The 25,120-nt window shown below is 65.9% G+C and carries 25 protein-coding genes; 10 read left to right on the plus strand and 15 right to left on the minus strand.

The features are described from left to right. Window positions 1–17 precede the first annotated feature (17 nt). Window positions 18–503, plus strand: a complete 486-nt coding sequence (locus AC1DRO_RS12240) for a GNAT family N-acetyltransferase (protein ID WP_043436934.1) — start codon at window positions 18–20, stop codon at window positions 501–503. On the opposite strand, the gene AC1DRO_RS12245 is transcribed toward AC1DRO_RS12240, so the two are convergent. Then, window positions 500–1,117 (minus strand): MerR family transcriptional regulator, encoded by a 618-nt coding sequence (locus AC1DRO_RS12245; protein WP_476950997.1) that lies wholly within the window; start codon window positions 1,115–1,117, stop codon window positions 500–502. The two genes, AC1DRO_RS12240 and AC1DRO_RS12245, sit on opposite strands and share 4 nt — an antisense overlap. 71 nt (window positions 1,118–1,188) lie before the next feature. On the opposite strand from AC1DRO_RS12245, the gene AC1DRO_RS12250 reads away from it, so the two are divergent. Then, window positions 1,189–1,665 carry a DUF4188 domain-containing protein gene (locus AC1DRO_RS12250; RefSeq protein ID WP_476950998.1) on the plus strand — a complete coding sequence of 159 codons (477 nt, stop codon included), beginning with the start codon at window positions 1,189–1,191 and terminating at the stop codon, window positions 1,663–1,665. Window positions 1,666–1,699: 34 nt separating this feature from the next. Here the strand turns inward: AC1DRO_RS12250 and AC1DRO_RS12255 are convergent, their stop codons facing one another. Beyond that, complete coding sequence (locus tag AC1DRO_RS12255; protein WP_476950999.1) at window positions 1,700–2,413, minus strand: TetR/AcrR family transcriptional regulator C-terminal domain-containing protein; 714 nt, start codon at window positions 2,411–2,413, stop codon at window positions 1,700–1,702. Between the two features lie 274 nt (window positions 2,414–2,687). Here AC1DRO_RS12255 and AC1DRO_RS12260 point away from each other — a divergent pair, with 274 nt between their 5' ends. Together AC1DRO_RS12260 and AC1DRO_RS12265 are read left to right on the plus strand one after the other, a co-directional pair. After that, window positions 2,688–2,945, plus strand: a complete 258-nt coding sequence (locus AC1DRO_RS12260) for a hypothetical protein (protein ID WP_079552554.1) — start codon at window positions 2,688–2,690, stop codon at window positions 2,943–2,945. Window positions 2,946–3,375: 430 nt separating this feature from the next. Then, the gene (locus AC1DRO_RS12265) at window positions 3,376–3,582 is read left to right on the plus strand and encodes a hypothetical protein (protein WP_476951000.1); all 207 of its coding nucleotides are present in this window, start codon (window positions 3,376–3,378) and stop codon (window positions 3,580–3,582) included. A 5-nt stretch (window positions 3,583–3,587) separates the two neighbouring features. Here the strand turns inward: AC1DRO_RS12265 and AC1DRO_RS12270 are convergent, their stop codons facing one another. Then, entirely contained in the window at window positions 3,588–4,463 is an 876-nt protein-coding gene (locus AC1DRO_RS12270) for a PhzF family phenazine biosynthesis protein (protein WP_476951001.1), read from the minus strand. Between the two features lie 124 nt (window positions 4,464–4,587). Further along, window positions 4,588–4,965, minus strand: coding sequence for a MarR family winged helix-turn-helix transcriptional regulator (locus tag AC1DRO_RS12275; RefSeq protein WP_459383547.1), 378 nt, complete (start codon window positions 4,963–4,965; stop codon window positions 4,588–4,590). Window positions 4,966–5,049: 84 nt separating this feature from the next. On the opposite strand from AC1DRO_RS12275, the gene AC1DRO_RS12280 reads away from it, so the two are divergent. From AC1DRO_RS12280 to AC1DRO_RS12295, 4 genes are all read left to right on the plus strand, one after another. Further along, window positions 5,050–6,528 carry an MFS transporter gene (locus AC1DRO_RS12280; protein ID WP_476951002.1) on the plus strand — a complete coding sequence of 493 codons (1,479 nt, stop codon included), beginning with the start codon at window positions 5,050–5,052 and terminating at the stop codon, window positions 6,526–6,528. Between the two features lie 468 nt (window positions 6,529–6,996). Next, window positions 6,997–8,595: a glycoside hydrolase family 68 protein gene (locus tag AC1DRO_RS12285; RefSeq protein ID WP_476951003.1), complete on the plus strand. Its 1,599-nt coding sequence runs from the start codon at window positions 6,997–6,999 to the stop codon at window positions 8,593–8,595. Window positions 8,596–8,706: 111 nt separating this feature from the next. Continuing rightward, a complete protein-coding gene (locus tag AC1DRO_RS12290; RefSeq protein ID WP_476951004.1) occupies window positions 8,707–10,323 on the plus strand; it encodes a glycoside hydrolase family 32 protein in 1,617 nt (538 codons plus the stop codon). A 281-nt stretch (window positions 10,324–10,604) separates the two neighbouring features. Next, a complete protein-coding gene (locus AC1DRO_RS12295; RefSeq protein ID WP_476951005.1) occupies window positions 10,605–10,841 on the plus strand; it encodes a hypothetical protein in 237 nt (78 codons plus the stop codon). Between the two features lie 90 nt (window positions 10,842–10,931). On the opposite strand, the gene AC1DRO_RS12300 is transcribed toward AC1DRO_RS12295, so the two are convergent. Next, on the minus strand, window positions 10,932–11,588 hold the full coding sequence (locus AC1DRO_RS12300) for a M15 family metallopeptidase (RefSeq protein ID WP_459383550.1): 657 nt from the start codon (window positions 11,586–11,588) through the stop codon (window positions 10,932–10,934). Between the two features lie 134 nt (window positions 11,589–11,722). Continuing rightward, the gene (locus tag AC1DRO_RS12305) at window positions 11,723–12,184 is read right to left on the minus strand and encodes a hypothetical protein (protein WP_459383551.1); all 462 of its coding nucleotides are present in this window, start codon (window positions 12,182–12,184) and stop codon (window positions 11,723–11,725) included. Between the two features lie 501 nt (window positions 12,185–12,685). On the opposite strand from AC1DRO_RS12305, the gene AC1DRO_RS12310 reads away from it, so the two are divergent. After that, a complete protein-coding gene (locus AC1DRO_RS12310; protein ID WP_243178242.1) occupies window positions 12,686–13,504 on the plus strand; it encodes a GAF domain-containing protein in 819 nt (272 codons plus the stop codon). Between the two features lie 55 nt (window positions 13,505–13,559). On the opposite strand, the gene AC1DRO_RS12315 is transcribed toward AC1DRO_RS12310, so the two are convergent. The 9 genes from AC1DRO_RS12315 to glyA form a co-directional block, all read right to left on the minus strand. Continuing rightward, window positions 13,560–14,153 carry an NADPH-dependent FMN reductase gene (locus AC1DRO_RS12315; protein ID WP_476951006.1) on the minus strand — a complete coding sequence of 198 codons (594 nt, stop codon included), beginning with the start codon at window positions 14,151–14,153 and terminating at the stop codon, window positions 13,560–13,562. A gap of 99 nt (window positions 14,154–14,252) precedes the next feature. After that, window positions 14,253–15,518 (minus strand): N-acetylglucosamine-6-phosphate deacetylase, encoded by a 1,266-nt coding sequence (locus AC1DRO_RS12320; protein WP_476951007.1) that lies wholly within the window; start codon window positions 15,516–15,518, stop codon window positions 14,253–14,255. A 10-nt stretch (window positions 15,519–15,528) separates the two neighbouring features. Continuing rightward, window positions 15,529–16,404, minus strand: a complete 876-nt coding sequence (purU, locus tag AC1DRO_RS12325; protein ID WP_028278140.1) for a formyltetrahydrofolate deformylase — start codon at window positions 16,402–16,404, stop codon at window positions 15,529–15,531. 2 nt (window positions 16,405–16,406) lie between these two features. Continuing rightward, window positions 16,407–17,822, minus strand: coding sequence for an L-serine ammonia-lyase (locus tag AC1DRO_RS12330; protein ID WP_476951008.1), 1,416 nt, complete (start codon window positions 17,820–17,822; stop codon window positions 16,407–16,409). Continuing rightward, window positions 17,822–18,457 carry a sarcosine oxidase subunit gamma gene (locus tag AC1DRO_RS12335; RefSeq protein WP_476951009.1) on the minus strand — a complete coding sequence of 212 codons (636 nt, stop codon included), beginning with the start codon at window positions 18,455–18,457 and terminating at the stop codon, window positions 17,822–17,824. The genes AC1DRO_RS12330 and AC1DRO_RS12335 overlap by 1 nt, the downstream gene beginning before the upstream one ends. Further along, complete coding sequence (locus AC1DRO_RS12340; protein ID WP_476951010.1) at window positions 18,450–21,404, minus strand: 2Fe-2S iron-sulfur cluster-binding protein; 2,955 nt, start codon at window positions 21,402–21,404, stop codon at window positions 18,450–18,452. Before AC1DRO_RS12340 ends, AC1DRO_RS12335 begins: the two co-directional genes overlap by 8 nt. Beyond that, window positions 21,401–21,730, minus strand: coding sequence for a sarcosine oxidase subunit delta (locus tag AC1DRO_RS12345; protein WP_028278136.1), 330 nt, complete (start codon window positions 21,728–21,730; stop codon window positions 21,401–21,403). Before AC1DRO_RS12345 ends, AC1DRO_RS12340 begins: the two co-directional genes overlap by 4 nt. A gap of 15 nt (window positions 21,731–21,745) precedes the next feature. Beyond that, window positions 21,746–22,966, minus strand: coding sequence for a sarcosine oxidase subunit beta family protein (locus AC1DRO_RS12350; RefSeq protein ID WP_476942735.1), 1,221 nt, complete (start codon window positions 22,964–22,966; stop codon window positions 21,746–21,748). Further along, window positions 22,963–24,303: a serine hydroxymethyltransferase gene (gene glyA, locus AC1DRO_RS12355; protein ID WP_476951011.1), complete on the minus strand. Its 1,341-nt coding sequence runs from the start codon at window positions 24,301–24,303 to the stop codon at window positions 22,963–22,965. The genes AC1DRO_RS12350 and glyA overlap by 4 nt, the downstream gene beginning before the upstream one ends. 143 nt (window positions 24,304–24,446) lie before the next feature. Between glyA and AC1DRO_RS12360 the strand changes: the two genes are divergently transcribed. Further along, the gene (locus AC1DRO_RS12360) at window positions 24,447–25,118 is read left to right on the plus strand and encodes a GntR family transcriptional regulator (protein ID WP_476951012.1); all 672 of its coding nucleotides are present in this window, start codon (window positions 24,447–24,449) and stop codon (window positions 25,116–25,118) included. Window positions 25,119–25,120 lie beyond the last annotated feature (2 nt).

Genomic DNA, 25,120 nt, shown 5'->3' on the forward strand with positions numbered 1-25,120 from the left:
CGGTGACGATCCGCTCCATGCGCGAGGACGACTGGCCGGCCGTCCGGGGAATCTACCGCGAAGGAATCGCCACCGGCCACGCCACCTTTGAGGCGGAAGTGCCGGACTGGGAACGCTTCACCAGTTCCCGGCTTCCCGCGCACCGCCTCGTCGCCGAGGCTCCCGAGGGCGGGATCCTTGGCTGGGCGGCTGTCTCCGCGGTGTCGGCGCGGCCCGTTTATGCCGGCGTGGTCGAACACTCCGTCTACGTCGCCGCGGAAGCCCGCGGCAAGGGAGTCGGGGCCGCGCTGCTTCAGGCCTTGGCCGCATCGACCGAACGGTGCGGGATCTGGACGATCCAGGCCAGTGTCTTCCCCGAAAACGAAGCAAGCCTGAAGCTCCACCTCGCGAACGGATTTGCCGTCGTCGGCCGGCGGAACCGCATTGCCCGCATGAGCTACGGCCCCAGCGAGGGGCAATGGCGGGATACGGTGCTGATCGAGCGGCGCTCCCCGGTCGTCTAGGACTCCGCCTCACCAAACCGCTGGAAGGATGCGCTTTGCTGGGCAAGCCGGCGCATGGCCAGGAGTACCGGTTCCATCAGGAGCGTCCCAAGAACCACGTGCCTCATGGCGGCCTCGGCCGAATCCGTGGGGACACTTTCGACGTCGGCCGCCGCGATGTCCCGCATTGCCGCGGCGTAGCGGTCCAAGAGCGCGGCCGGCGCATCGAACCCGGCATCTGAGAGCCCGTGCAGGGCGTCCACCAGGGCGGCCTGAGTATCGCGGTCGCATGTCTCTGCGCCCCATCCCCAGCGGGCCAGGAGCCGCTGTGCCGGGGAGAGGTCGACGTCGTCCGGTGCGGTCCGAGTGACCGCGTGGTGCGCAATTCCGAGCAGGTCGTGGCGTGACTCCGGCGGGTTCTCCATGCCAAGCAGTACCTGGCGGGTGGCGCTGATGCTGAGCCCGGCGGTCCCAATGAGTGCCCGGATGAGCTTCAGCCGCCGAACATGCGAGTCGTCGTAGCGGGCCTGCGTCGCGGATGTCAGCACGCCCTCATGAAGCAATTTCTCCCGAAGGTAGTACTTGATGGTGGCCACCGGAATCTCAGTAGCAGCGGCCAGCTGTGAGATGCGCAAAGTTTCTCCTTGACTTGGATAGTCGCACTCGCCAATATTGGGGAGTAGCGATATCCAGTTAGGAGAAAAGTATGGCACGCATCAATGCTGGACGTTTCACTCACCGCCATTCCGGTGATTTGGTGGTCTTCCTCATCGGCATGCGCATCAACAGCCCCTGGCGTCCGGATCTCTGGCTGCCGGTGTTCCTTGCGATGCCCCGGATGCTGACCGAACTCTTCCGGGAGCCGGGGTCGGGCCTCCTTGGTTGCCGGTTTGCCCTCGGAGTCGGCGGGCCGGTCATTGTGCAGTACTGGGACTCGGTGGACAAGCTGTATGCCTACGCCAGCGCGCCCCAGTCTGAGCACAGACCCGCCTGGGCTGCCTTCAACCGCCAGGCAAGGAAGGCCCCAAAAGCTGTCGGCATCTGGCATGAGACCTTCCAGGTAAGCAGGGCCGAGAGCATGTATGTTTCTATGCCTACCGAAGGTCTCGCGCAGGCCACAGAGCTTCTGCCCGTGGGGCCAGGAAGCCACCAGGCGAAGGATCGGCTGTCCAACCCGGGCTGAGATGACTGGTGCCTTTCCAAGGGGAAATTCCGGATCAGGGTTCGGTCGGGGAGTCCGGCAGCGGGAGGCGGGCCGCGAGCCCCGTGAGCAGGATGGTGATTCCCTCATCCAGTTCGGCCATCCCGTCGTAGTCGGCGAGGACCGGGGCGAGGGCGCGGAGACGGGGGAATTCCTTCGGCGGCAGGCGGTGCAGGCCCAGGCGGAGAAGGGCCTCATTTTCCTCGGGGTCGACGACGAATTCCTGCAGTTCGTTGAGGATGTGCCCGTAGAGGTATCCGTAGTAGGCGCGGTAGACGTGCAATGCGTCAACGGGGGCGAATCCGGCGTCGATCAGCAGGGACAGTATCTGCTCCAGCGGACGCAATGTTCCCAGCGGCCGCAGACCCAGGGGCGTTGACAGGGGGCGGGTCACGAGGAGGGGCACGATGTTGGGGTGCCGGAGCGCCAGGAGCCGCAGGTCGTGGGCAATGCGCCGGAGCTGCGACTGCCAGTCGGGATCATCGGGAATGATGGCCAGTTCATCCAGCACGAGTTCTGAGACGCCGTCCAGCAGGGCTGCGCGGTTGGCGGCGTAGCGGTACAGGCTCATGGGGTCCCGCCCGAGTTCCTGCCCGAGCCTGCGCATGGTGAGGGCGTCGAGTCCTTCGGCATCCACCAGTGCCAGCGCCGACGACAGGACAATCTCCCGGCTGAGGCGAGCCTTCTTGCCGGGAGCCGCAGGGGGCGCCGGGTGCTCTTCGGGCGACATGGTTTTCCGTTCGGGTCGATACAGAGTGGTTAGAGTTCCGGGATGAAAAGCCGGTTGCTTAATGTGTAGTCTACGCCTACAGTCTACATTGTAGAGAAGCTGCATTGGCTGGTTTCCGCAGGACGTAGACCGCCAGCCCAGTAACGCTTTACTCCCGGATCTGCGGTGACGCAGCAGTGCGGGATCTTGCTTCATCGCCCCGTGCATGGCCTTGACGCTCAGCTGCTGTAGCCACACGGCGGCACAAAATGCACCGCGAAGAAACGAGCCACTCATGGCAACTTCCCAATACGACCAATTCCTGCAGGAAGCCACCACCCGGGACCCTGCATCCGACCACGCCTTGGGCCGGGACTGCCTCTACGGGCTCTACACCAGCTGGTGTTTCCTGAGCCAGACCGCGCCCCGCCCCGAAGATGCCTTCTGGGCGGCCATGAAAGAAAAGCAGGTCCACCCCAAGCGCAACGGCCTCCGCATGAAAGGACCAGCCGCGGCGGACTACATCCTGGCCAGCTACCCGGGCCTGGTCTGACCCGGGTGACAATCACGTCAAGCACGTACTTGCCCCGGGATGCCCACCAGCCCCGAGGGCGCCGGCCTTGGTGTGCGACTTGTGAGACCGACCGGCACCTGCTCCTGGACTCTGTCGCCACCATGAATCCGCAGCAGGAAACCCTCGCGGCCGCCATCAGCTGTACCAACTGCGGCAGCTCGCACGTGGTAGCTACGACTGCGGCGTTTCTCGCTATCATCCCGGCGCGGAACGGGAACAGCGGCGGCGCCATGCACCGGGAGGACGCATACCGCCACTGCCAGGAGCCGATGTCCGCAGTGGACCCCGAACGGCGAAGTGCGCACCGGGCGGTGTCCACACACGCCGGGAGCCCGGATGTTCTGGGTGACTATCTCCGGACGCGTGTTCTCCGGTGCCGGTGCGGGTTCCAGATGGAGATACCCCGCCCGTGACAAACAGCACCCTCCAGGGTCTGCAACGAACAAAGCATGAGGGGCATACCGTTTCCAGCCACAGCACTGCCATCACCGGACCCTCCGCGGCCCACATTCAACGACCCGGGCTTATGGACATGGATCTGTCCCCGCAGGGACTCGCGGATGCCCCGGCGAACGAAGTCGACCCGGACAGCCTCGTCTACACCGGCAACAGCTAACCAAGTCAGATGTGGCCCGCACCGGCGGGGATCCGGACGGCCCTGCCGCTGACCACTATTCCGCCGGCCGCGGGAATGTCCACTGTGAGTAGGCTCGGGCGGCCGACGTGCCGTCCCTGGTGGATCAAGACTCTCGACGGGGGCTCGACCAGGCCCAGGATGCGCAGGTATGCGCCGACCGCCGCCGCGGCGGCCCCTGTTGCGGGGTCCTCCGTGATTGCTCCCACCGGGAACAGGTTCCGGGCTTCGAATTCGCCGTCTGCAATCCGGTGCAGGACGGCTACCGTTGCGGCCCAGCCCTGTGCGTCCATGAGCTGGCGCACCGTCTCCGGATCGAAGGCAAAGGAGTCGAAAAGGGTGCTGTCGGCGAAGACCAGCACCGGATGCCAGTTCCCTGAATACGCGATCCGTGGCGGATAAGCGGGATCGAGATCGGTCAGCCCGACGCCGAGCAAGCCCAGAAGGTCAGCCAGGATGTCGTCGTCGAAGACGGCCAGCTGTGGCTCAACACCCGTGAACGATGCGGTGATGTCGTCGCCGTCGCCCGCTGTTTCGATGAGGACGGGGCCGACGGGGGTGTCGAAGGTGAAGGATCCTGCCCCGTCGCGTGCGCTCAGCGCAACGGCCAGCGCAATGGTCGCATGGCCACAGAATGGCACCTCGGCGATCGGCGAGAAGTATCGAACCCGGCTCCGGCGCGGGTCGCCGCCGAGACCCGGCTCCGTCACGAAGGCAGTTTCGGAGTACCCGACGGCGGCCGCCACCGCCAGCATCCCGGCATCGTCGAGATGGCGGGCATCCAGGACCAGACCGGCAGGATTACCGCCGTCTGGCGTCGTGGAAAAAGCCGTATAACGGAGGACCTCGGGGGTGTTTTCCATACCCCGATCCTCCCACCTCCAGCCACCGCCTCAGCGTTGATCCACCCATGCGGGCGGTCTATGACAGGGCATCACGGAGAGGTAAAAAGCGGTGGCGCGTCGCGGCAAATCCTGGCGATGCGGCTCAGGCCAGGTTTTCCTTGAGCAGGGCGCGGTGCTCGATGGCGGCTTCGCGGTGGAGTGCGCGGCCGGCGTCGGTGAGTTCCAGAAAGAGTGAACGCCGGTCATCTTCGCAGGAGTGGCGGGAAATGAGCCCGGCCTTGTCGAGCCGATCCACCACCTTGGACATGGCGCTCTGGGTCATGGGGGTGCGCTCACCCAGCTGTTTCATCCGGCATGCTGAGTCTGCGCTTTCGGCCACGAGATCCAGGATTTCAAACTCAGTCAGGCCGATGTTGAACCGCGACTCCAGGGCGCGGTCGATCGCCCCCGCGGTGCGAAAGTACGTGGTCTGGATGCTGCGCCATTGCTCTACCAGCTGGCGGTCCTGCGGTCTTGCCATGCCGAAATTCTAGTTCATGACGAAATAAAAGTCCACGTCATAATATTCCTTGTCATTCAATGACGCGTCATATAAATTGGTGCCATGACCTCAACTTCCACTCTTGAAAGACCTGCCGGAGAACGGCTTGCTCCCGTCCGCTGGAGCCGTGCCCAGTGGATGCTTCTCCTGGTCCTGTGCACCGTTTTGGCGCTCGATGCGCTGGACGTATCCATGGTCGGTGTGGCACTGCCTTCAATCGGAACCGAACTTCACCTTGGAACCGAGTCCCTCCAGTGGATCGTCTCTGCCTACGTGCTCGGTTACGGAAGTCTTCTTCTGCTCGGCGGCCGGATAGCCGATCTGCTCGGCCGGCGGCGCATCTTCCTGATCGCGCTCAGCGTCTTTGCCGCAGCTTCCTTGCTCGGCGGCCTGGTGGATGACCCAGCCCTGCTGATCGGCACCCGCTTCCTCAAGGGCCTTGCCGCCGCATTCACCGCTCCTGCCGGTTTCTCGATCATCACCACCAACTTCGCGGAAGGTCGCGAACGCAACCGGGCTGTGTCTATCTTCACCACTTTCGGTGCGAGCGGTTTCTCACTCGGCCTGGTCGTCGGAGGCCTGATGACCGCGATGAGCTGGCGCTGGACGTTCCTGGTCTCGGTGCCGGTGGCGGTCGCCGTCGTGATTCTTGGCCTGAAATACATCCCCCGGGACAACGCCGCCGGCAGGGCCGAAGGCAGTAATCAGGACAGCGGGCATGACCTCTGGGGCGCCGTCACACTCGCCGCCGGCATGCTGGGGCTCGTTTACACGCTCGTTGCGGCACCCGGGAACGGTTGGGGATCTGTGGCAACTATCGCCGGATTCGTGGCCTCCGCAGCGGTGCTGGCGGCCTTCGCCCTGATCGAGAACCGGGTCAGGCGCCCCTTGATCAGGTTCAGCATCCTCAGGGAAGGTTGGGTGGCGCGGGCGAACCTCAGCGCCGTGGGATTGTTCGGCTCATATTTGAGTTTCCAGTTCATCCTCACGCTGTACCTGCAGTCCGTGCTGGGATGGAGCCCCCTCGGCATGGCCCTGGCGCTTCTTCCCACGGGCCTGCTGGTGGCCTCGAGCGCACCTTTCGCGGACCGGCTCATCGACAAGTTTGGCGCCCCGTGGCTGATCCGGACCGGTTTGGCCTCGCTGGCGCTCGGCTATCTCCTGTTCCTGCGCGTGGGCACCTCGCCGAACTACGTGACGGACATTCTGCCCTCAGTTCTGCTGCTGGGCGTCGGCTTCGCCCTGGCGTTCCCGTCAATCAACGTCCAGGCCACCGCGGGCATCCGGAATTCTGAACAGGGCCTGGCAGCCGGCCTGATCCAGACCAGCACCCAGGTGGGGGCCGCCCTGGTTCTCGCCGTCACCACCGCTATGGTCAGCGGTCACGGCAACGCGTCCGACGGCGGCGCTGGCCTGGATGCGGCGGCCATGCTGGAACTGTATCGCCCCGGCCTGATCCTGAGCGCAGCTGTGGCGGTTGCAGCCCTGCTGATCGCAGCGGCGCCCTCCCGGAGCCGGAAACGGGTGGCAGTAGAACACTGACCGGCTGGACGTGACTTCCAGCCAGAGCCCTCGGCTTAGGCCGAGGGCTCTGGTTCGCGATGGCCAATCCGCCGTGGTGGACTGAATGGCGGACGACTACGGAGCAACAAACGGGCAACGGCCGGCAACTTGCAAAATAAAACATATTTATTTGACACATTTGACTCAAAATTTGAGTCATGGCACGCGCGCGGAATGAGTTGTGCAAGCGCTTACATTGACGAGGGTGAGCCGTTTTGGCGTCTGAAATGTGGTTTTGAATCCTCGCCAGCACTGTCTACGGTGATGAACGTCCAGGAGGTCAGCACCCTCCCGGGCCACCGACGGGGCCCTACCGAGGTCCTGTCCCCTCGACACGATGGCGTCCCCGATGACGCCTCCGGTGTCATCGGGGCTGCCGGAGTTTCGGGGAATGAGGGCATATGCCCGTCTTCCACGAATGGCCTCAACTCCGCGAGAAGAGCAAAAATGCACGAGCACCCCAATACACACCGGAAGCTGCGGTGGCGTTCTGTCGCCGCGGCACTGGCGGCGGCCGTGGCGGCCTCCGTCTTCCTTGCCGTTCCGTCAGCCCAGGCAAACACGCCCTCGGATCCGCCGAGCGGCGGGCAGATGCCGGCTCCGACCCCCGGCTTCCCCCTGCCCACGAAGCACACCCAGCAGGCGTTCGATCCGGCCGCCGCCTTCACCTCCAAGTGGACGCGTGCCGATGCCAAGCAGATTATGGCCCAAAGCAGCACAAGCGTAACCCCGGGCCAGAACTCCATGAGCCCGAACGTCACCATGCCGGAAATCCCCCAGGACTTCCCGGCCATGAACGACGACGTCTGGGTTTGGGACACTTGGTCCCTGACCGACGAGAACGCAAACCAGATCAGCTACAAGGGCTGGGACGTGATCTTCTCACTCGTTGCCGACCGCCACGCCGGCTACGGCTTCGACCAGCGGCACTGGAACGCCCGGATCGGCTATTTCTTCCGCAAGACCAACGCCGATCCGGCCAAGGACAAGTGGAACTACGGCGGACACCTGTTCCTGGACAACACCTCCGTCGGCAACACCGAATGGTCCGGTTCGACCCGCCTCATGCAGGGGAACCACGTCAACGTCTTCTACACCGCAACGACGTTCTACGACGTTGCCGAGCGCAACGCCGGCGGCGGCGGAATCGCCCCGGATGCCGTGATTGCCAAGGCGCTGGGCAACATCCACGCTGACAAGAACGGCGTGAGCTTCGACGGCTTCGAGCACACCAAACTCCTTGAGCCGGACGGCGTCATGTACCAGAACAAGGCCCAGAACCCAGGGTTCGCCTTCCGGGACCCCTACACGTTCGCAGACCCGGCGCACCCGGGCAAGACCTTCATGGTCTTCGAAGGCAACACCGGTGGCCAGCGGGGCGACTACAAGTGCACGGACCAGGACCTGGGCTACCAGCCCGGGGACACCCGCGCCGAATCCGCGAACACCGTCAACACCACCACCGGTGCATGGTTCCAGACCGCCAACGTGGGCCTGGCCGTGGCGGACAACAAAGACCTGACCAAGTGGCACTTCCTGCCGCCGATCCTGTCCGCCAACTGCGTCAACGACCAGACCGAGCGTCCGCAGATCTTCATCCAGAGCGAGGGCGGCAAGAACAAGTACTACCTGTTCACCATCAGCCACCAGTTCACCTATGCGGATGGAATGCGCGGCCCCGACGGCGTTTATGGCTTCGTTGGCGACGGCGTCCGTTCCGACTACCAGCCCATGAACAACAGCGGCCTGACGCTGGCATCCCCCACGGACCTGAACATGCCAGCCAATGCGCCCGAAGGGCCGGATCCCCGCCAGAATGGCCGCCAGTTCCAGGCCTACTCGCACTACGTGCAGCCGGGCGGGCTGGTGCAGTCCTTTATCGACAACGTGGACGGCGTCCGCGGCGGTTCCCTCTCGCCCACCGTGAAGATCAACTTCCGCAACGGAGTTTCGGCCGTTGACCGCACTTTCGGCCAGAACGGCCTGGGCCCGTTCGGGTACCTGCCCACGAACCTCAACGTCGGCGGTGCCGGGCTGTACAAGTAGTGCAGTAGGCAGTCATGAGGCGGAAGCGCCCGGAATCCCGGGTGCTTCCGTCCTTCGCATATACAAGCCACAGGTGGGGCGGGATGGCTTCCGCCAGAACCAGGAAGAATCATGAAAAACCGTCGGACGATCTGGATTGTGCTGGCAGCAACGGCCGTGGCCGTTCTTGTCGCTGTGGCGCTGGTCCCTGCGACGGGATCCCGTCCGGGCCCCCAGAGCCAGGCCGAGCCGGCGCCCACTGTTTCAGCTTTCGGCCGGGCCGAGGGAGCATCCGAGTTCCGGCCGAGCTATCACATCACGCCCGGAAAGCACTGGATGAATGATCCGCAGCGTCCCATCCTGCTCGACGGCGTGTGGCACTACTACTACCTCTACAACGCGGGTTACCCGAAGGAGAACGGCACCGAGTGGTACCACCTAACCAGCACGGACCTGGTGCATTGGAAGGAGGAGGGGGTGGCGATCAGCAAGTACAAAAACGGGCTGGGCGACATCGAGACCGGAAGCGCCGTGGTGGACCACGACAATTCGGCCGGCTTCGGCAAGGGAGCCGTCATCGCGGTAATGACGCAGCAGGACCAGGGCGTCCAGCGCCAATCCTTGTTCTATTCCACCGACAACGGATACTCATTCACCGCGTATTCGCAGAATCCGGTCATGGAAAATCCTGGCGAACCGGACTGGCGGGACCCTAAGATCATCCGCGATGAAGCCCACGGCCAATGGGTGATGGCCCTGGCCGAAGGCAGCAAAATCGGCATGTACACCTCGCCGGACCTGAAGAATTGGCGCTACGCCTCGGGCGTCGAACGCACCGGTCTTGGCACCTTGGAATGCCCGGACCTCTTCCAGCTGGATCTCGACGGTGATCCAGCCAAACGGACCTGGGTCCTTGCCGCCAGCGCCAACGGGAGTGAAGAGGGATTCACCACGGGCGTTGCCTACTGGACTGGCGAGTGGGACGGGACCCGATTCACCCCGTCCGGCCGACCGCATCAGTGGCTCGACGCCGGCTCCGACTTCTACGCCGCCGTGACGTGGGATGATCCGAGGCTTAGCGAAAGCCAGCGGATGTCCTCCCGGCACGCTCTCGGGTGGATGAACAACTGGGCGTACGCCCGGCAACTGCCCACCGAGGACTGGCACGGCGGTGCCGACACCATTGTGCGCGACATTCGGCTGGAAACAATCGCGGGAGAGCCGACTCTTGTCTCGAACCCCACCGCCGCCATGAAGTCCATTGAAGGCCCGGCGGCAACAACTGGGGAACGTCGATTGACACAGGATGGCGCAGGGCAGTTGCCGGTTCCGGAGGGTCGGGCGTACCGGCTCGATGTGACTCTTGAGCGGACGGAGGAAGACGACGGATCCGAAGCGAGGATCGAGCTCGGAAGCGACGGCGGAACGTTCGCGACGGTCGGATATGACTTTTCCGAAGAATCGGCATTCATCTCCCGCGAGGCTGATGCTGCCGCCACCGGCAAGGCCGAACTCAGTCCGGACTATCGGGCATCGCGGCGGGCAGTCAGCCCAGCGCGAGACGGGAAAGTGGAGCTGTCGATTTTCGTCGACTACAGCTCGGTGGAGGTTTTCATCAATGGCGGAGAAAAGACCATCACGTCACTGGTCTTCCCCACCGCGGGGACGCCGAACATCAAGGCCGTCACGGCGGGGGGCACGCTGACGCTGAAGTCCTTCAGCTCCAGGCAGCTGGCCGCCACACACTGACCAGCACCCGTTTGGAGGATCACAGAGATCCACGTCGATGAGATGAAATTCCGCTCTATCGCTACCGGCAAGAGGCCTGGGCCAGGTTCCATGGGAACGAGGCTACGAGTTTTTAGTTTTGTCATGTTGACGGACGGTTCATTCGAACCTGGAACACGTAGGGTTGTCAGCATCGGCAGTCAATATCCAGTCAGCCCGATGGCATCGCACGTATTCCCCTGTCAGCAAAAGCCCGACAGGTTTTTCGTTGAACCGATGCCTGAGAGGCAGCAGTGACTAACATGCACATCAAGGAACAATGGAACCGGCTCGATCCGACCACCCAGCAGTGGCTGATGGACAACCCTGGATGCATGGTGCTGCCCCGCACCCTGACGGCAATTTTCAACAAGGAAACGGGCGAAAACGCCGACATCGACACCCATGGCGAAGCCGTGCTTAGCGACGAGGACAGGGAGTTCATCCAGGGCAAGGCACGCGAAGCCGCCCGCGGCCTTTCGGATGACCGCTTTCTTTGATTCCGCCCAACCCTAACCCCGTCTCCGGGGGGTCCTGCGTGGGCGAGCTGTCCTTGGCGCCCAATCGGCCGCGACGGGAAAGAGAACCCTCTATTGGAGATAATCGGGCGCCGCTTCCAGACCGAAGTACTTCTCAAGGGTGGCAATCCCGGTGCTTTGCATATCCTCGGCGATAACCTTTCCCACATAGCGCAGATGCCATGGCTCGTAGGTGTAGCCGGTAGTGGCCTCGGCCCCGGCCGGATATCGGATGATGAATCCGTACTCCCAGCCGTGCTCGGCCGCCCACCGCCCTGCCGGGGTATTGGCGAAGCAGGCTTGCAGGGCACAGGTTCCGCTGGCATTGCCGATGTCCATCGCCAGGCCGGTCTGGTGTTCGCTGTAGCCGGGCCGGGCAGCAAGGGTGTCCGCCGTCGCCTGTCCGTACTGGCGCACGTAGCTGTCATAGAGGCTGGCCTGCTCGCTGAACGAACGGTAGCCGCTGATCGGCATGACGTTCACGCCGGCCGCCTTGGCGGCTTTGGCAAACTGCTTGTAGGCGTCCGCGGCCGGCGCCCGCAACCGTTCCGCTTGGACCCTGACCAGCTGCCCCGGTACATAAGCGGCCGGGTTCAGCTGCCGGTGCTTGTTGACCACCACCTGCAGGCTGGAGGCAGAATCAAAGTCGTAGCCCGCCGCGGCCACTGCCGTCACGGACGGTGCGATCATGCCGAGCGAAAGCACCAGCCCCGCCACAGCACCCGTCATCCTGCTGATTCCTCTAAGCACGGTGGCCTCCTAGAAGTGTCCGGAACAGATTCGGGAACTCTACCGGCCTGCAGGGTCCGTGGTCGAGAGGGATCCGGAACAACTACGCGCCCACGGCGGTCCGCACGGGACCGTCAGCACTTGACCTCGGTCCTGAGGTCGCGAATCGCGGCCTCGACGTTGGAGGCTTCGTCCCGGAGGGAATCAGCTGCTTGAGTCAACGTGGCGTTGTCAGGCACCGCGGCGACTGCGGCATTGAACTTGGCTTCGGCGGCCATCACCGCCTCCGCCCGTTGCTGGGCGAGGTTCTCGCTTGCCTTGGCCAGCTCTTCATAGGTCTTGGAGACCTGGTCTTGGGCCGCGCGCACCTGCTCGATGGTGGCGTCCGGCTTCAGCGTGGCCTTGAAATTCGCCAGAGCCGCGGCATGGGCATCGGCAGCAGCGCAGATTTCCGACACGCTCGCGGGCGGGCTCGAGATGGCCGCTGTGGGGCTTGGGGTGGCAGCCGGCGGACTCGTGGGGCTGCATCCGGTGAGCAGTACGACGGCGGTCGCAAGCGCGATGGATCCCACGGTGATTGCGTGCGGTCTTGACATTTGAGGGCTCCTCTCCCAGCTGGGATCGCCCCCGAGCAGTGGGGCATCGAAGGGCATATCCATCGTCTGCCGGGACGCGGGTGCGGACCTCATCCGCCGGGGGTGAAATGGGCGGTAGTGCCCTGCCGGCCCGCACGGGCCCAAAGGCCCTTTTGGGACCGGCGGAACGCGGGTATTAATGGTTGTGCCACGGCGGGACGGGTCCTCCGCGACTGGTGTTGAAGCCGGGGCGGGCGGTCCAGGGCGGATGTTAAAAGCCTCCCTGGGCCGCCGCGGCGCTGAAGCGGATTTCCCGCTGTCACGGGAACAGCTCAGCGGAACAGCTGCCGGAACAGCTGAGGAACAGTTAATCGAAACAGGTCGCCGGGACAGCCCGGAACCATCCCAATGCGACGGAGGCCCTGGCTCTGACAAATGGGAGGCGCGGCGGTGTCCGCCCGGACGTATGCTGTTTTCATCGGTTCAGCAGTGAGCTGCGTGCTTTGATCTCGAGCGTGGAACATGACCCAAGGAATTGCAAGAGACGGCCGGCAGGATCGTTATGCCTCCTTCTGGGAGCTGCACTTCAACGACCCGGATGTCGGTGCCTTCCTCAGCGAAGCCGTGAGTGAGTTTGTCGACGACATCGGTGGTCCCGGCCGTGGGATCAGCTGGGCAGTGACACTGGTCGGGTCCGCGGAGGCACTCACGCTGACCGCGGGCAGCGCACCGGCACGGGCCGCCGACGAGGCGCAGCGTTCCTTCGACGACGGGCCCGCCCGCACGGCGGTCCGAACCGGCGAATATGTGTTCGTGGGCGACACTTCCCTGGAGCGGCGCTGGCCCGGATACGCCAGCGCCGCCGCAGCCTTCGGGGTCCGGTCCCTCGTATCCGTTCCACTGGCACCACAAGCGGTCTTCCATGCCGCCGTGAACCTTTACGCCGCGTGGCCGCACGTCTTCACCAGCGCAGACATCATCGCAGCGGCTCGGTTGGCCCGCTACATCTCCCGTGCACTGCGATTGGTCCAGGAGTTGGCGCTGAGGTCCGGCGGCGGCGCAGACCTTTCCTCGGCGCAGCTCTCCCGGGCACTGGCCGGGCTGGCGCTGCGGACGCTGGTGCGGGAGTACGGGTTCAGCGAAGAAGGCGCCCTGGACTACCTGCGCAGCGTCGCAGGCGGAGCCGCGCGGGAATCATCCGGCGGCACAGTCCACGTCCTGGTGCCAGATTCCGTTCCGGGCCAGAACGTGCCCCAGCCCAGTCCCTATGCCGCGGCGCCACACGGCGGAGACACGCCCCCCGTCCGTCGGCGGCGGCGCAGGACGGGGACTCCGGCGTAGGCGGACACCGGCACGCCCCCGCGGGACGGCTAACCGGGCTAAGCCAGGGCAGCGGTCAGGCCGCGCTGGCGTCTTCTGTTCCGTGGGCATGGCCTGGCCGGAGGACCTTCAGCGCGCCGGACCACGCGATCACCTGGTCAAACAGGATCTGCAGGCTCTTTTCCGCGGCCGCCGTCGGGATGAAAGTGCGGTAATTCGCGAACTCCGTGGCCAGGGGCAGCGCCACCTGGGCCCGGACGTCGGCCATCTGCAGCTCCGCGGACACTCCGCGGAAGTGTTCGACGGCGCGGATGCCGCCGCTGCTTCCGTAGCTGACAAACCCGGCCGCCTTGTTGTTCCACTCCTTGTAGAGGTAGTCCACAGCGTTTTTCAGTGCTCCGGGAATCGAGTGGTTGTACTCGCCCGTGACGAAGATGTAGCCGTCGAATCCGTCGACAGCTTCGGACCAGGCCCTGGTGTAGGGCTGGCTGTACCGGCCGAGGGAGGGTGGCAGCGGCTCGTCCAGCAGCGGAAGATCAAAATCGGCGACGTCGAGGACGTCAAAGGTGGCATCGCCGCGTTCTGATGCCCGGGCACTTACCCAGTCGGCGACGGCCTTTCCGAGGCGACCGGGCCGGGTGCTCCCGAGCACGATAGCGATGCGGATCATGGCGGGCTCCTTTCCGGAAGTAATGTTTGCCCACACTCAGAACAACAAAACGAGGGGCTCGAAACTTCCGCACCGCCGTGGGCCCCGCGGGTTCAGGGGCTAACGCGCGGCACGTCGATGGTCCGGCAGGATCCGTCCGCCGCGCAGCACGGCCACGAGGTCGAAACCCGGGTCGACGGCGATGATATCCGCGCGCATTCCAGCCCGGAGGGCGCCGATCTCGGCCTCCAGGCCCAGGACACGGGCCGGGACCAGGGTGGCCGCCGCGACGGCGTCGGCCGGACTCACTCCCGCCGCGATGGTGGCGCGGACAACCTCCAACAGGGTCGCCGTTCCCCCGGCAAGGGCGCCGTTGCTCCGCAGGGTGGCCACGCCGTCGTGCACCACCACATCCGCGGGGCCGAGTTCGTAGTCGCCGTCGGGCAGCCCGGTCGCCGCCATGGAGTCCGTCACCAGCGCGATGCCCCCGGCTCCGACCAGGTCAAAGACCATCCGGACCGTCTCCGGGTCGAGGTGGACGCCGTCGCCGACGAGCTCGACGACGACCGTGCCGGCGGCCGCCAGCCGCAGGCACGCGGCCGCCGGTCCGGGACTCCTGTGGTGCAGGGGAGGCATGCCGTTGAACAGATGGGTCACCGTGGGCCGGGCGCGCGGCCCGAAGGCCCCGGAAGCCGCGCCCCCGCGGATGAGGTCCGCGGCCTCTGCCAGTGAGGCCGCGGCCACGGGGGCAGCGGCATCGGTATGGCCCAGCGAGGGGATCACCCCGTGGTCCGTGAGGATCCGGAGGAGCTCACCCGCGCCGGGCAGTTCGGGGGCGTACGTCATGGTCCGCAGGGCTCCGCCGGCCGCCGCCACCAGCCGCCGGAGCAGCGCAGGGTCGGGGGCGCGGAGCCAGTGCGGGTCCTGCGCGCCGGAGCGGGCGGCGGAGAGGAAGGGTCCCTCGCAGTGCACGCCGGCGATCAGGCCCTCGGCCGCCAGGACCTTGAGTACGCCGAGCGACCCCACCAGCTCATCTTCCGGGGCCGTGACGAGGCTGGCCAGGAGGCTGGTGGTCCCGTTGCGGTGCAGGAAGTCCACGGCCGCCCGGCAGGCCCGGTCGTTGCCGGCCGGGAATCCGCCGCCCGCGGCGCCGTGGCAATGGAGGTCGACAAGCCCGGGAAGCAGGGAGCTGCCGGGCGGCAGCGGGAGCTCCTCCGCACCCGGGAAATGTGCGGCGTCAAAGCCGTCGCCGGGTCCCGCGTAGGCGATCAGGCCGCTGTTCACCGCCACCACGCAGCCCGGTGTGCAGTCGCCGTCCGTGATGAGGGCACCCCGCAGGATGTAGGCAGGGGCGGCGGCTTCGCGGTCCTCGAAGGGCAGGATCATGCTGCCAAACCTAGCGCAGCACGACCGTCCTATTGCCCTGGAGGATGACGCGTCCCTCGCAGTGCCAGCGGACGGCGTTGGAGAGCGCCTTACACTCGGTGTCGCGTCCGGCGGCCACGAGGTCCTCGGGCCCGAAGGTGTGGTCTACTTCCACCACCTGCTGGGCGATGATCGGCCCCTCGTCCAGTTCGGCGTTGACATAGTGGGCTGTGGCGCCGACCGTCTTCACGCCCCGGGCGTGCGCCTGGTGGTAGGGCTTCGCGCCCTTGAAGCTGGGCAGGAAGGAGTGGTGGATGTTGATGGCGCGGCCATCCAGCTGGCGGGTGAGGTTGTCGCTGAGGACCTGCATGTAGCGAGCCAGGACCACCAGTTCAACGTCCATCCGGTCGATCAGTTCCAGGAGCCGCTGCTCGGCCGCGGGCTTGGTGTCCGGGGTGATGGGCACATGGAAGAACGGGATTCCGTGCCATTCGACGGTCCGCCGGTGATCGGGATGGTTCGAGACGACGCCGACGATCTCGATGGGCAGTTCCCCGGTGCGGGCCCGGTACAGCAGATCGTTGAGGCAGTGCTCGAACTTCGAGACCATGATCAGGACCCGCCGTTTGCTGCCGTGCCGCCGCAGGTCCCAGCGCATGCCGAATTTGTCGGCGACCGGAACGAAGGCTTCCCGAAGCGTGTCCAGGGTGGTTTGGTCCCCGGCCGAGGCGAAGTGGAGCCGCATGAAGAAATGGCCGTCCAGCTGTGAGTCGAACTGTTTGCTTTCCAGGATGTCGCAGCCCTGGTCCAGCAGGAAGCCGGACACGGCGTGGACGATCCCGCGCGTTTCCGGGCAGTCCAGGGTCAGGATGTGCTCCACGGTTTCGGTGCTCTGGTTCTCGGCCATGGTCAGCACTCCACGACATTCACGGCGAGGCCTCCGCGGGAGGTTTCCTTGTACTTGGTTTTCATGTCTGCTCCTGTTTCGCGCATGGTCTTAATGGCCTTGTCCAGCGAGACTTTATGGCTGCCGTCCCCGTGCAGGCACAGGCGGGCGGCGTTGATGGCTTTGACGCTGGCAATGGCGTTGCGTTCGATGCAGGGGATCTGCACCAGCCCGCCGACGGGGTCGCAGGTCAGGCCGAGGTTGTGTTCGATCCCGACTTCGGCGGCGTTTTCCACCTGCTCCGGGGTGCCGCCCAGCACTTCGCAGAGCCCCGCCGCCGCCATGGAGCACGCCGATCCGACTTCACCCTGGCAGCCGACCTCTGCTCCGGAGATGGAGGCATTGATCTTGAACAGGATCCCGACGGCGGCCGCGGCCAGCAGGAAGCGGACCACGCCGTCGTCGTTGGCGCCGGGGACGAACTTGACGTAATAGTGCAGCACGGCCGGCACAATGCCGGCGGCACCGTTGGTGGGCGCCGTGACGATCCGGCCCCCCGCGGCGTTTTCCTCGTTGACGGCCAGCGCGAAGAGGTTCACCCATTCCATGGCGAGCAGCGGGTCGGCAGGGACCTGGACCGGCGATGGGTTCCGGGCGTCCGCCTCGGCGCTGACGGCGGATGCTGCCAGCGTCCGAAACAACGACGGGGCGCGCCGTTTGACGTTCAGCCCGCCGGGCAGGATTCCCTCGGCAGCGCAGCCGTTTTCCACGCACTGGCGCATGACCGCCCACAGGGCCAAGAGCTTCTCCCGGAGGTCGGCTTCGGTGCGCCAGACGAGTTCGTTGGCCAGCATGACGTCGGAGACGGACATATTCTCTCGATGGCATATTTCGAGGAGTTCGTCAGCTGTTGTGAACGGGTAGGGCAGCACCGTGTCGTCGGCCACCACGTGGTCGGCGCCTTGTGCATTGCCATCGACGACAAAGCCGCCCCCAATCGAATAGAAGCTCCGTTCGCTGAGGACGTCGCCGGCGTGGTCAAGGGCCCGGAAGGTCATGCCGTTCGGATGGGCGGGCAGCGACTTGCGGCGGTGCAGGACCACGTCCTCGTCCCAGTTGAAATCCACCCGGTGATGGCCGGCGAGCTGCAGCTCAGCATCCAGGGCAGCGGCAGCCACCTGGTCATCCGCCGTGGCGGTGTCCACTGTCTCGGGGTCCTGGCCCTGGAGGCCCAGGACGACGGCCTTGTCCGAACCGTGGCCCCGGCCGGTGGCGCCGAGGGAACCGAACAGCTCGGCCTGCACCCTCGCAGTGGAACTCAGTTGCCCGTCGCTCTTGAGCCCGTCGGCGAACCGCTTGGCCGCCCGCATCGGGCCGACCGTGTGGGAGGAGGACGGCCCGATGCCAACAGAAAACAGGTCGAGGACGCTGAGCGCCATCAGGGGACCTCGGTGGAGGCATATTCGCGCATGGCGTCGAGGAGCCAGCGGCCGAGGAACTCCGCGAAGGATGCCCGCGGGAAGATCCGGTAGGTCTCGTCCCCGGTCTTCCACAGAACGACGGGGATGCCGCCGATTTCCGTGGACAGGGCCGTTCCGGGCTGGAAGACGCGGGGGTGCAGGTCCAGGGCGCAGCCCTTCTCCAGCACGGCACTGGCCCGGGGTCCGGAGAGCTCGAGCGTGGTGCGGTTAGCCGAGAGATCCACCACTTGGCCCTGGCCGTCACCCAGTGCGGCGATGAACGTCCGGGGGAGCTCACCGCCCAGGCTTTCGTGGGATTCGGCGGGGGCCACGAGCAGGAATTCTGCCGGGCCAAGCCACAGCACTGCGGTGTCGCCGCTGCCGCGGACTTCCCCGGAAGCGGAGGGCAGGCCACCTGTGAGGGCGCCCAGCCGCTTCCCTGCGTCGCCGGCAGGATCGACCCGGAGCCCTGCCATGGTCAGGAACGGCACCTCACGCAGCTCCACGGTGCCCGCAACGGATCCCGCTTCAAAAGCCGTTCTCAGGAGCGACGCCGGACTCTTCCTGAGGGTCTGGATCTTCTTGGAATTTTCGAGTGCTGCAGTGTCAGCCATCTTTGCGGGCCCCTTCAGAGTCAAATAGTACGGTTTCTGCGACGATTACGTCCACGAGTTGGTCGCCGGCGGCGGCCACCAGGGTCTCGCCAATGCGGTTGCGGCCGTTCTTGATCAGGGCCAGGGCAAACGACCTGCCCAGCGCCGCACTGTGGTAGCTCGAGGTCACGAATCCCTGCATGGGCACGGGGCCGTAGGCGGGGTTGACTGTGATGCCCTGCTCCACCAGTTGGGTGCCTTCGGGGAGCCGAATGGTGCCGTCCACGGGGAGGACGCTGACCAGGTGTTTCCGGTCGGTGCGGCCGGCGTCCTTGCGGGTGTAGGAGCGTTTGCCGATGAAGTCCTTGACCTTGGACACGACCCATTCCATGCCGGCGTCCTGCGGTGTCACGGTCCCGTCAGTGTCCTGGCCGACGATCGGATACCCCTTCTCTGCACGCAGCACGTGCATGGTCTCGGTACCGTACGGGGTGATGTTGAACTCCGCGCCGGCCGCCGCCACGGCTTCCCAGGTGCTCAGCCCGTACCAGGACGGGATGTTGATTTCGTAGGCCAGTTCGCCGGAGAACGAGATCCGGCAGACCCGGGCCTGGACACCGGATGCCAGGGTGGTTTCCTTGAACGTCATGAACGGGAAGGCCTCGGCGTCCAGGCCGCCGTCGGCTGCCAGTTCCGGAGCCACTTTGGCGAGAACGGCGCGGGATTTCGGACCGACGACGGCGATCGTGGACCACTGCTCCGTGACGGAGGTGCAGTGCACATCCAGTTCCGGCCATTCGGTCTGCAGCCATTCCTCCAGCCAGTCCAGCACCTTGGCCGCGCCGCCGGTGGTGGTGGTCATGAAGAACCGGTCCTCGTCCAGGCGCAGGGTGACGCCGTCGTCGAAAATCATCCCGTCCGGGGTGCACATGACGCCGTAGCGGGCCGAACCGGGAGCGAGTTTCTTGAACGCGTTGGTGTAGATGCGGTTCAGGAACTCCCCGGCGTCCTTGCCGCGGATCTCGATCTTGCCCAGGGTGGTGGCGTCCATGAAACCCACGGATTCCCGGACGGCGGCGCATTCACGGAGCACCGCGCTGTCCATGTCCTCGCCGTCCTGCGGGTAGTACCAGGGGCGCTTCCACTGCCCGACGTCTTCGAAGAGGGCTCCCTGGGCGACGTGCCAGGGGTGGATGGAGGTGAGGCGGGCGGGGTCGAAGAGTTCGCCGCGCTGGCGTCCGGCCAGGGCGGCGAACGCCACGGGCGTGAACGGTGCCCGGTAGGTGGTGGTGCCAATGTCGCCGATCCCGCGGGACGCTTCGCCGGCTGTCCGGAGCGCGGCGGCGATGACGCCGATCGCGTTAACCCCGGAGGTCTTGCCCTGGTCGTTGGCGGTGCTGATCGAGGTGTAGCGCTTGATGTGCTCCACGGACCGCATGCCGGCACCGGTGGAGCGGAGGACATCGGCCACGGACTGGTCGCGCTGGAAATCCACGAAGTGGTGGTGCCAGTCATCCGGGCCGCCGTCCTGCCCGGGTACCAGCCAGAGCTGGCGGGTGGGGGCGGCGGCGCGCGGCGGCGTCGGCGCAGACGGTTCAGCATCGGACTCGAAGCCCGCGGCGATGACCGCCGCGGCCCCGGCGGAGATGCCTTCGGCCACGCAGTCGTCGAGGTCGAAGCTGCCGCGGCCGGAGCCGGCCACCTGCTGGTTGGGGACCACGCTGTTGGGGACGAAGGCGGCGAGGTCTTCGTCCCAGCGGAGCCTGCCCTGGCGCTGGGAGTGCAGGTGAACCACGGGGGACCAGCCGCCGGAGACGGCCAGCAGGTCGCAGGCGAGGTGTTCGATGCCCGAGGTGAGTTCGCCGGCGTCGTTGATGCTCCGGACGGTGACGCCGAGGAGCCGGCCGTCGCCGGACACAGCAGCGGTGGTGTTGGCGACGGCGCTGCCGATCAGCACCCGCGTTCCCGCGGCCGCAGCTGCGGAAGCGGTTTCGCTTAGCTGTGCACGGGCGTCTACGACGGCTTCGACCCGGATGCCCGCGGCGCGGAGGTCGGCGGCCAAGGCGTAGGCGCTGTCGTTGGTGGTGCTGATGACCACCCGGGAACCTGCGGCGACGGCGTAGCGGTTGAGGTAGGTGCGGACTGCGGACGCGAGCATGATGCCGGGGCGGTCGTTGTTTTCGAAGACCAGCGGGCGTTCGTGGGCGCCCGGGGCCAGGATGACCTGGGCGGCCCGGATGTGCCAGATCCGCTGGCGGGAAACACCGGGGGCGGCCGGGGTCAGGAGGTGGTCGGTCCGGTTCTGGGCCGCAATGACGTAGTTGGAGTCGTAGGAGCCGAAGGCGCTGGTGCGGTTCAGCACGGTGCATTCGGCCGCGGAGATCAGTTCGGCTTCAACATTGGCCACCCATTCCAGGGCGGGCTGCCCTTCGATGCTCTCCGCGAGGGCCGGATCCGTGGAGCCGGACAACAGCGATCCGCCCAGTTCGGGCTGGTCGTCGATAAGGATGACCCGGGCGCCGGAGCGGACGGCCTCGCGGGCCGCGGCCAGGCCTGCCGGGCCGCCACCGACCACAAGGACATCGGTGTGGACATACTTCTTGTCGTATTCGGCGTGGTCCTCGGCCGGGTCCAGCTTGCCCAGTCCGCTGAGGTATTCGGCGCTGAGGCCGTCCACGAGGGACACCGTGGTGGCGGGGAGCATGGATTCGGCCACGTGGCCCGGGAACCGGGCCGCGACCTTGACCAGGGCGTTGGATTCCTCGACGCCGGCGGACATGATGCCGCGGGGCCGTCCCTCATACAGGGAGTCGCCCGCGCGGAGCCGGCCGTTGGCCAGCAGGGCGGAGGCGAGGGTGTCGCCGGGGTGGCCAGTGTACTCACGGCCGTCCAGGGTGAAGCGCCACGTGACGCTGCGGTCGATGCGTCCGCCTGTGCTAAGACGCGCGGGCTGCGGCTGAGCGGTCATTTGACTGCTCCTTCCGGGGAGACGGGGCTGGTGACGGTGGGGGCTGTGGGGCCTGTGGCGGGACGGAGCTGACCCATCGGGTAGACGGCCTGGATGTCGTAGGTGACGGTGTCGCGGAGCATGTTGAACCATTGCCGGCAGCCGGTGCTGTGCAGCCAGCGTTCGGCGAAGGCGCCCTTGGTGTTGTCGCGGTAGAACAGGTACTCGGCCCATTCGCGGTCCGTGAGCTCTGCCGGGTTTTCGGGGTAGGCCACGTGGGCCTGGCCGCCGTAGTGGAATTCGGTCTCGTCGCGGGGACCGCAGTTGGGGCAGGGAATCAGGAGCATGTCCGTACCTCTCTTCTAGTGGGCCACGGCGGCGGCGCCGTGTTCATCGATCAGGGCGCCGGTTTCGAAGCGCTCGAGGGCAAAGGGCTTGTTGAGTTTGTGCGGTTCTCCGGTGGCGATCGTGTGGGCGAACGTCAGCCCGGCCGCCGGTGTGCCCTTGAATCCGCCGGTGCCCCAGCCGCAGTTGACGAACATGTTTTCCACCGGGGTGGTGCCTACGATCGGGGAGGCATCCAGGGTGGTGTCAACGATCCCGCCCCAGGTCCGGAGCACGTGGGCCCGGGCGAAGATCGGGAAGAGTTCGACGGCGGCTGCCATCTGGTGCTCGATCACGTGGAAGGATCCGCGCTGGCCGTAGCCGTTGTAGGAGTCCACGCCGGCGCCCATGACCAGTTCGCCCTTGTGCGCCTGGGAGACGTAGACGTGGACGTGGTTGGACATGACGACGGTGGGGTGGACGGGCTCGTGGAGCTCCGACACCAGTGCCTGGAGGGGGTGGGACTGGATGGGAAGCCGGAACCCGGCCATTTCCGCCAGCACCGAGCTGTGCCCTGCGGCGCAGAGACCGACCTTCTCGGTGTGGATGGTGCCGCGGGTGGTCTTGACCCCGGTGACGCGGTTTCCGTCCTTGACGAAGCCGGTGACCTCGCAGTTCTGGATGATGTCCACGCCGAGCTCGTCGCACTTGCGGGCGAACGCCCAGGCGACGTGGTCGTGCTTGGCGATGCCGGCGCGCGGCTGGTAGGTGGCGCCCATGACCGGGTAGCGGATGTTGTCGTTGATGTTCAGGATGGGGCAGAGTTCCTTGACCTGCTGCGGGTCCAGCCACTCGGCGTCGACGCCGTTGAGTTTATTGGCTCCGACGCGGCGGACGCTTTCGCGGACGTCGCCCAGGGTGTGGGCCAGGTTCATGACCCCGCGCTGGCTGAACAGGAAGTCGTATTCGAGTTCTTCGGGCAGGATCTCCCAGAGTTTCAGGGCGTGCTCGTAGATCGCCGCACTCTCGTCCCAGAGGTAGTTGGAGCGGATGATGGTGGTGTTCCGGGCCATGTTGCCGCCGGCGAGCCAGCCCTTTTCCAGGATGGCGATGTTGGTCATCCCGTGGTTCTTGGCCAGGTAATACGCCGTCGCCAGTCCATGTCCGCCGCCGCCCACAATCACGGCGTCGTAGCTCTTCTTGGGGTCCGGGTTGCGCCAGAGGAAGTCCGGGTGCTCCGGCAGGTGTTCGGTGGTCATTGTGCTGCTCCAATCAGTTCTGCCTCAAGCCCGGTCGCCGTCGTGCCGGTGCCGAGATGCGGGTAAAGGGGGAACCGGTCCGCGAGGGCGCTGACGCGTACGCGCAGTTCAGCGGCGGTTTGGTCGCTGAGTTCGTCCCCGGGCGCCTGCGAGATGAGGGCGGAGGCGATGATGTCCGCCACCTCGGTGAACTCCGCGGCACCGAAGCCGCGGGTGGCCAGGGCGGGGGTGCCGATCCGCAGCCCGGAGGAGACCATGGGCGGGCGGGGATCGAACGGGACGGCGTTGCGGTTGACGGTGATGCCGATCCGGTGGAGCCGGTCTTCGGCCTGCTGCCCGTCCAGTTCCGAGTCCCGCAGGTCCACCAGGACCAGGTGCACATCGGTGCCGCCGTTGACCACTGAGATCCCGGCCGCCGCGACGTCGTCCTTCAGGAGCCGGGACGCGAGGATCCCGGCGCCTTCGAGCGTGCGCTCCTGGCGTTCCTTGAACTCCGGAGACGCCGCGATCTTGAAAGCCACGGCCTTGGCTGCGATCACGTGTTCCAGCGGGCCGCCCTGCTGGCCGGGGAACACGGCGCTGTTGATCTTGCGTGCGTACTCCTCCTTGGCCAGGATCACGCCGCCGCGCGGTCCGCCGAGCGTCTTGTGCGTGGTGGTGGTGACGACGTCGGCGTAGGGGACCGGGTTCGGGTGAAGCCCGGCGGCCACGAGGCCGGCGAAGTGTGCCATGTCCACCATGAGGTAGGCGCCCACGGAATCGGCGATGCGCCGGAACTCGGCGAAGTCCAGCTGCCGGGAGTAGGCGGACCAGCCGGCCACGATCATCTTGGGCCGGTGTTCAAGGGCCAGGGCCTCCACTTCGGCCATGTCCACCAGGTGGTTGTGCTCGCTCACGTGGTACGGGACCACGTTGTAGAGCTTGCCGGAGAAATTGATTTTCATCCCGTGGGTGAGGTGGCCGCCGTGGGCGAGGGCAAGTCCCATGATGGTGTCGCCCGGTTCCAGGAGGGCAAACATGGCGGCGGCGTTGGCCTGCGCGCCGGAGTGCGGCTGGACGTTGGCGTACTCGGCGCCGAACAGGGCCTTGACCCGGTCGATCGCGAGCTGTTCGATCACGTCAACGTGCTCGCAGCCGCCGTAGTAGCGCTTGCCCGGGTATCCCTCGGCGTACTTGTTGGTCAGCACCGAACCCTGTGCCTCCATGACCCCGGCGGGGGCGAAATTCTCGGACGCAATCATTTCGAGGGTGGACTGCTGGCGCTTCAGTTCGTGCGCCACGGCCTCTTCGACCTCGGGATCGACTACGGAAAGTCGCTCGTTCAACTGCTCAACCACGGTTACTCCTTTGAAATACCACTATTGCTATGACTGATATATCAGTGTGAGAACAATGGTATGATTGAGATCACACCAGAGTCAATAGCTGGAAGCCAAGTGGAACCAGGCTTCCGGTTGAAATCCAGAAACGGAGCCGAGCTGTGAATGCACTCACCGTCCTGCCGCCCGCAGAGGACGAAGCTATCTCCCAGGCGGAGGCCGCGTACAGGCAGTTGCGCGACAAGCTGATCATGCTCGAAATCCGGCCGGGCGAACCCATCAATGACGGGCAGCTCGCCGCCGAGCTCGGGTTCGGCCGTACTCCCGTGCGCGAGGCGATCAAGCGGCTGGAAGTGGACCACCTGGTGGTTTCATACCCGCGAAGGGGAACCTTTGCCACCACCGTGGACTTCACGGAACTGGCCGACGTCTCGGAAATCCGGGAACTGCTGGAACCCCTGGCGGCGCGGCGGGCGGCAACGCGGGCCAACGCCGCCATGCGCCGCGAGCTGCTGGATGTCGCCAAGACCATTGCGGAACTGGCCCCGAGCCCAGCAGATTCCCGGGAGCTGATGCGCTACGACCTGACAGTGCACCGCCTGATCTACCGGGCCGCGGCCAACCCGCACCTGGAGGATACGCTGATCCGCTACGACAACCTGGCCACGCGCATCTGGTGCCTGGTCCTGGACAAGGTCCCCTCGGTCAGCGGCCACATTAGCGAGCACGTGGAGCTGCTCAAGGCGGTGGCCGAGGGCGACGCGGACAGGGCCGGCGAACTCGCCCTGCACCACGTCACCAGCTTCGAGGAGACCATCCGCAAGGTCCTCTAGGA

It is taken from the genome of Arthrobacter sp. P4_F11 (assembly GCF_056401395.1).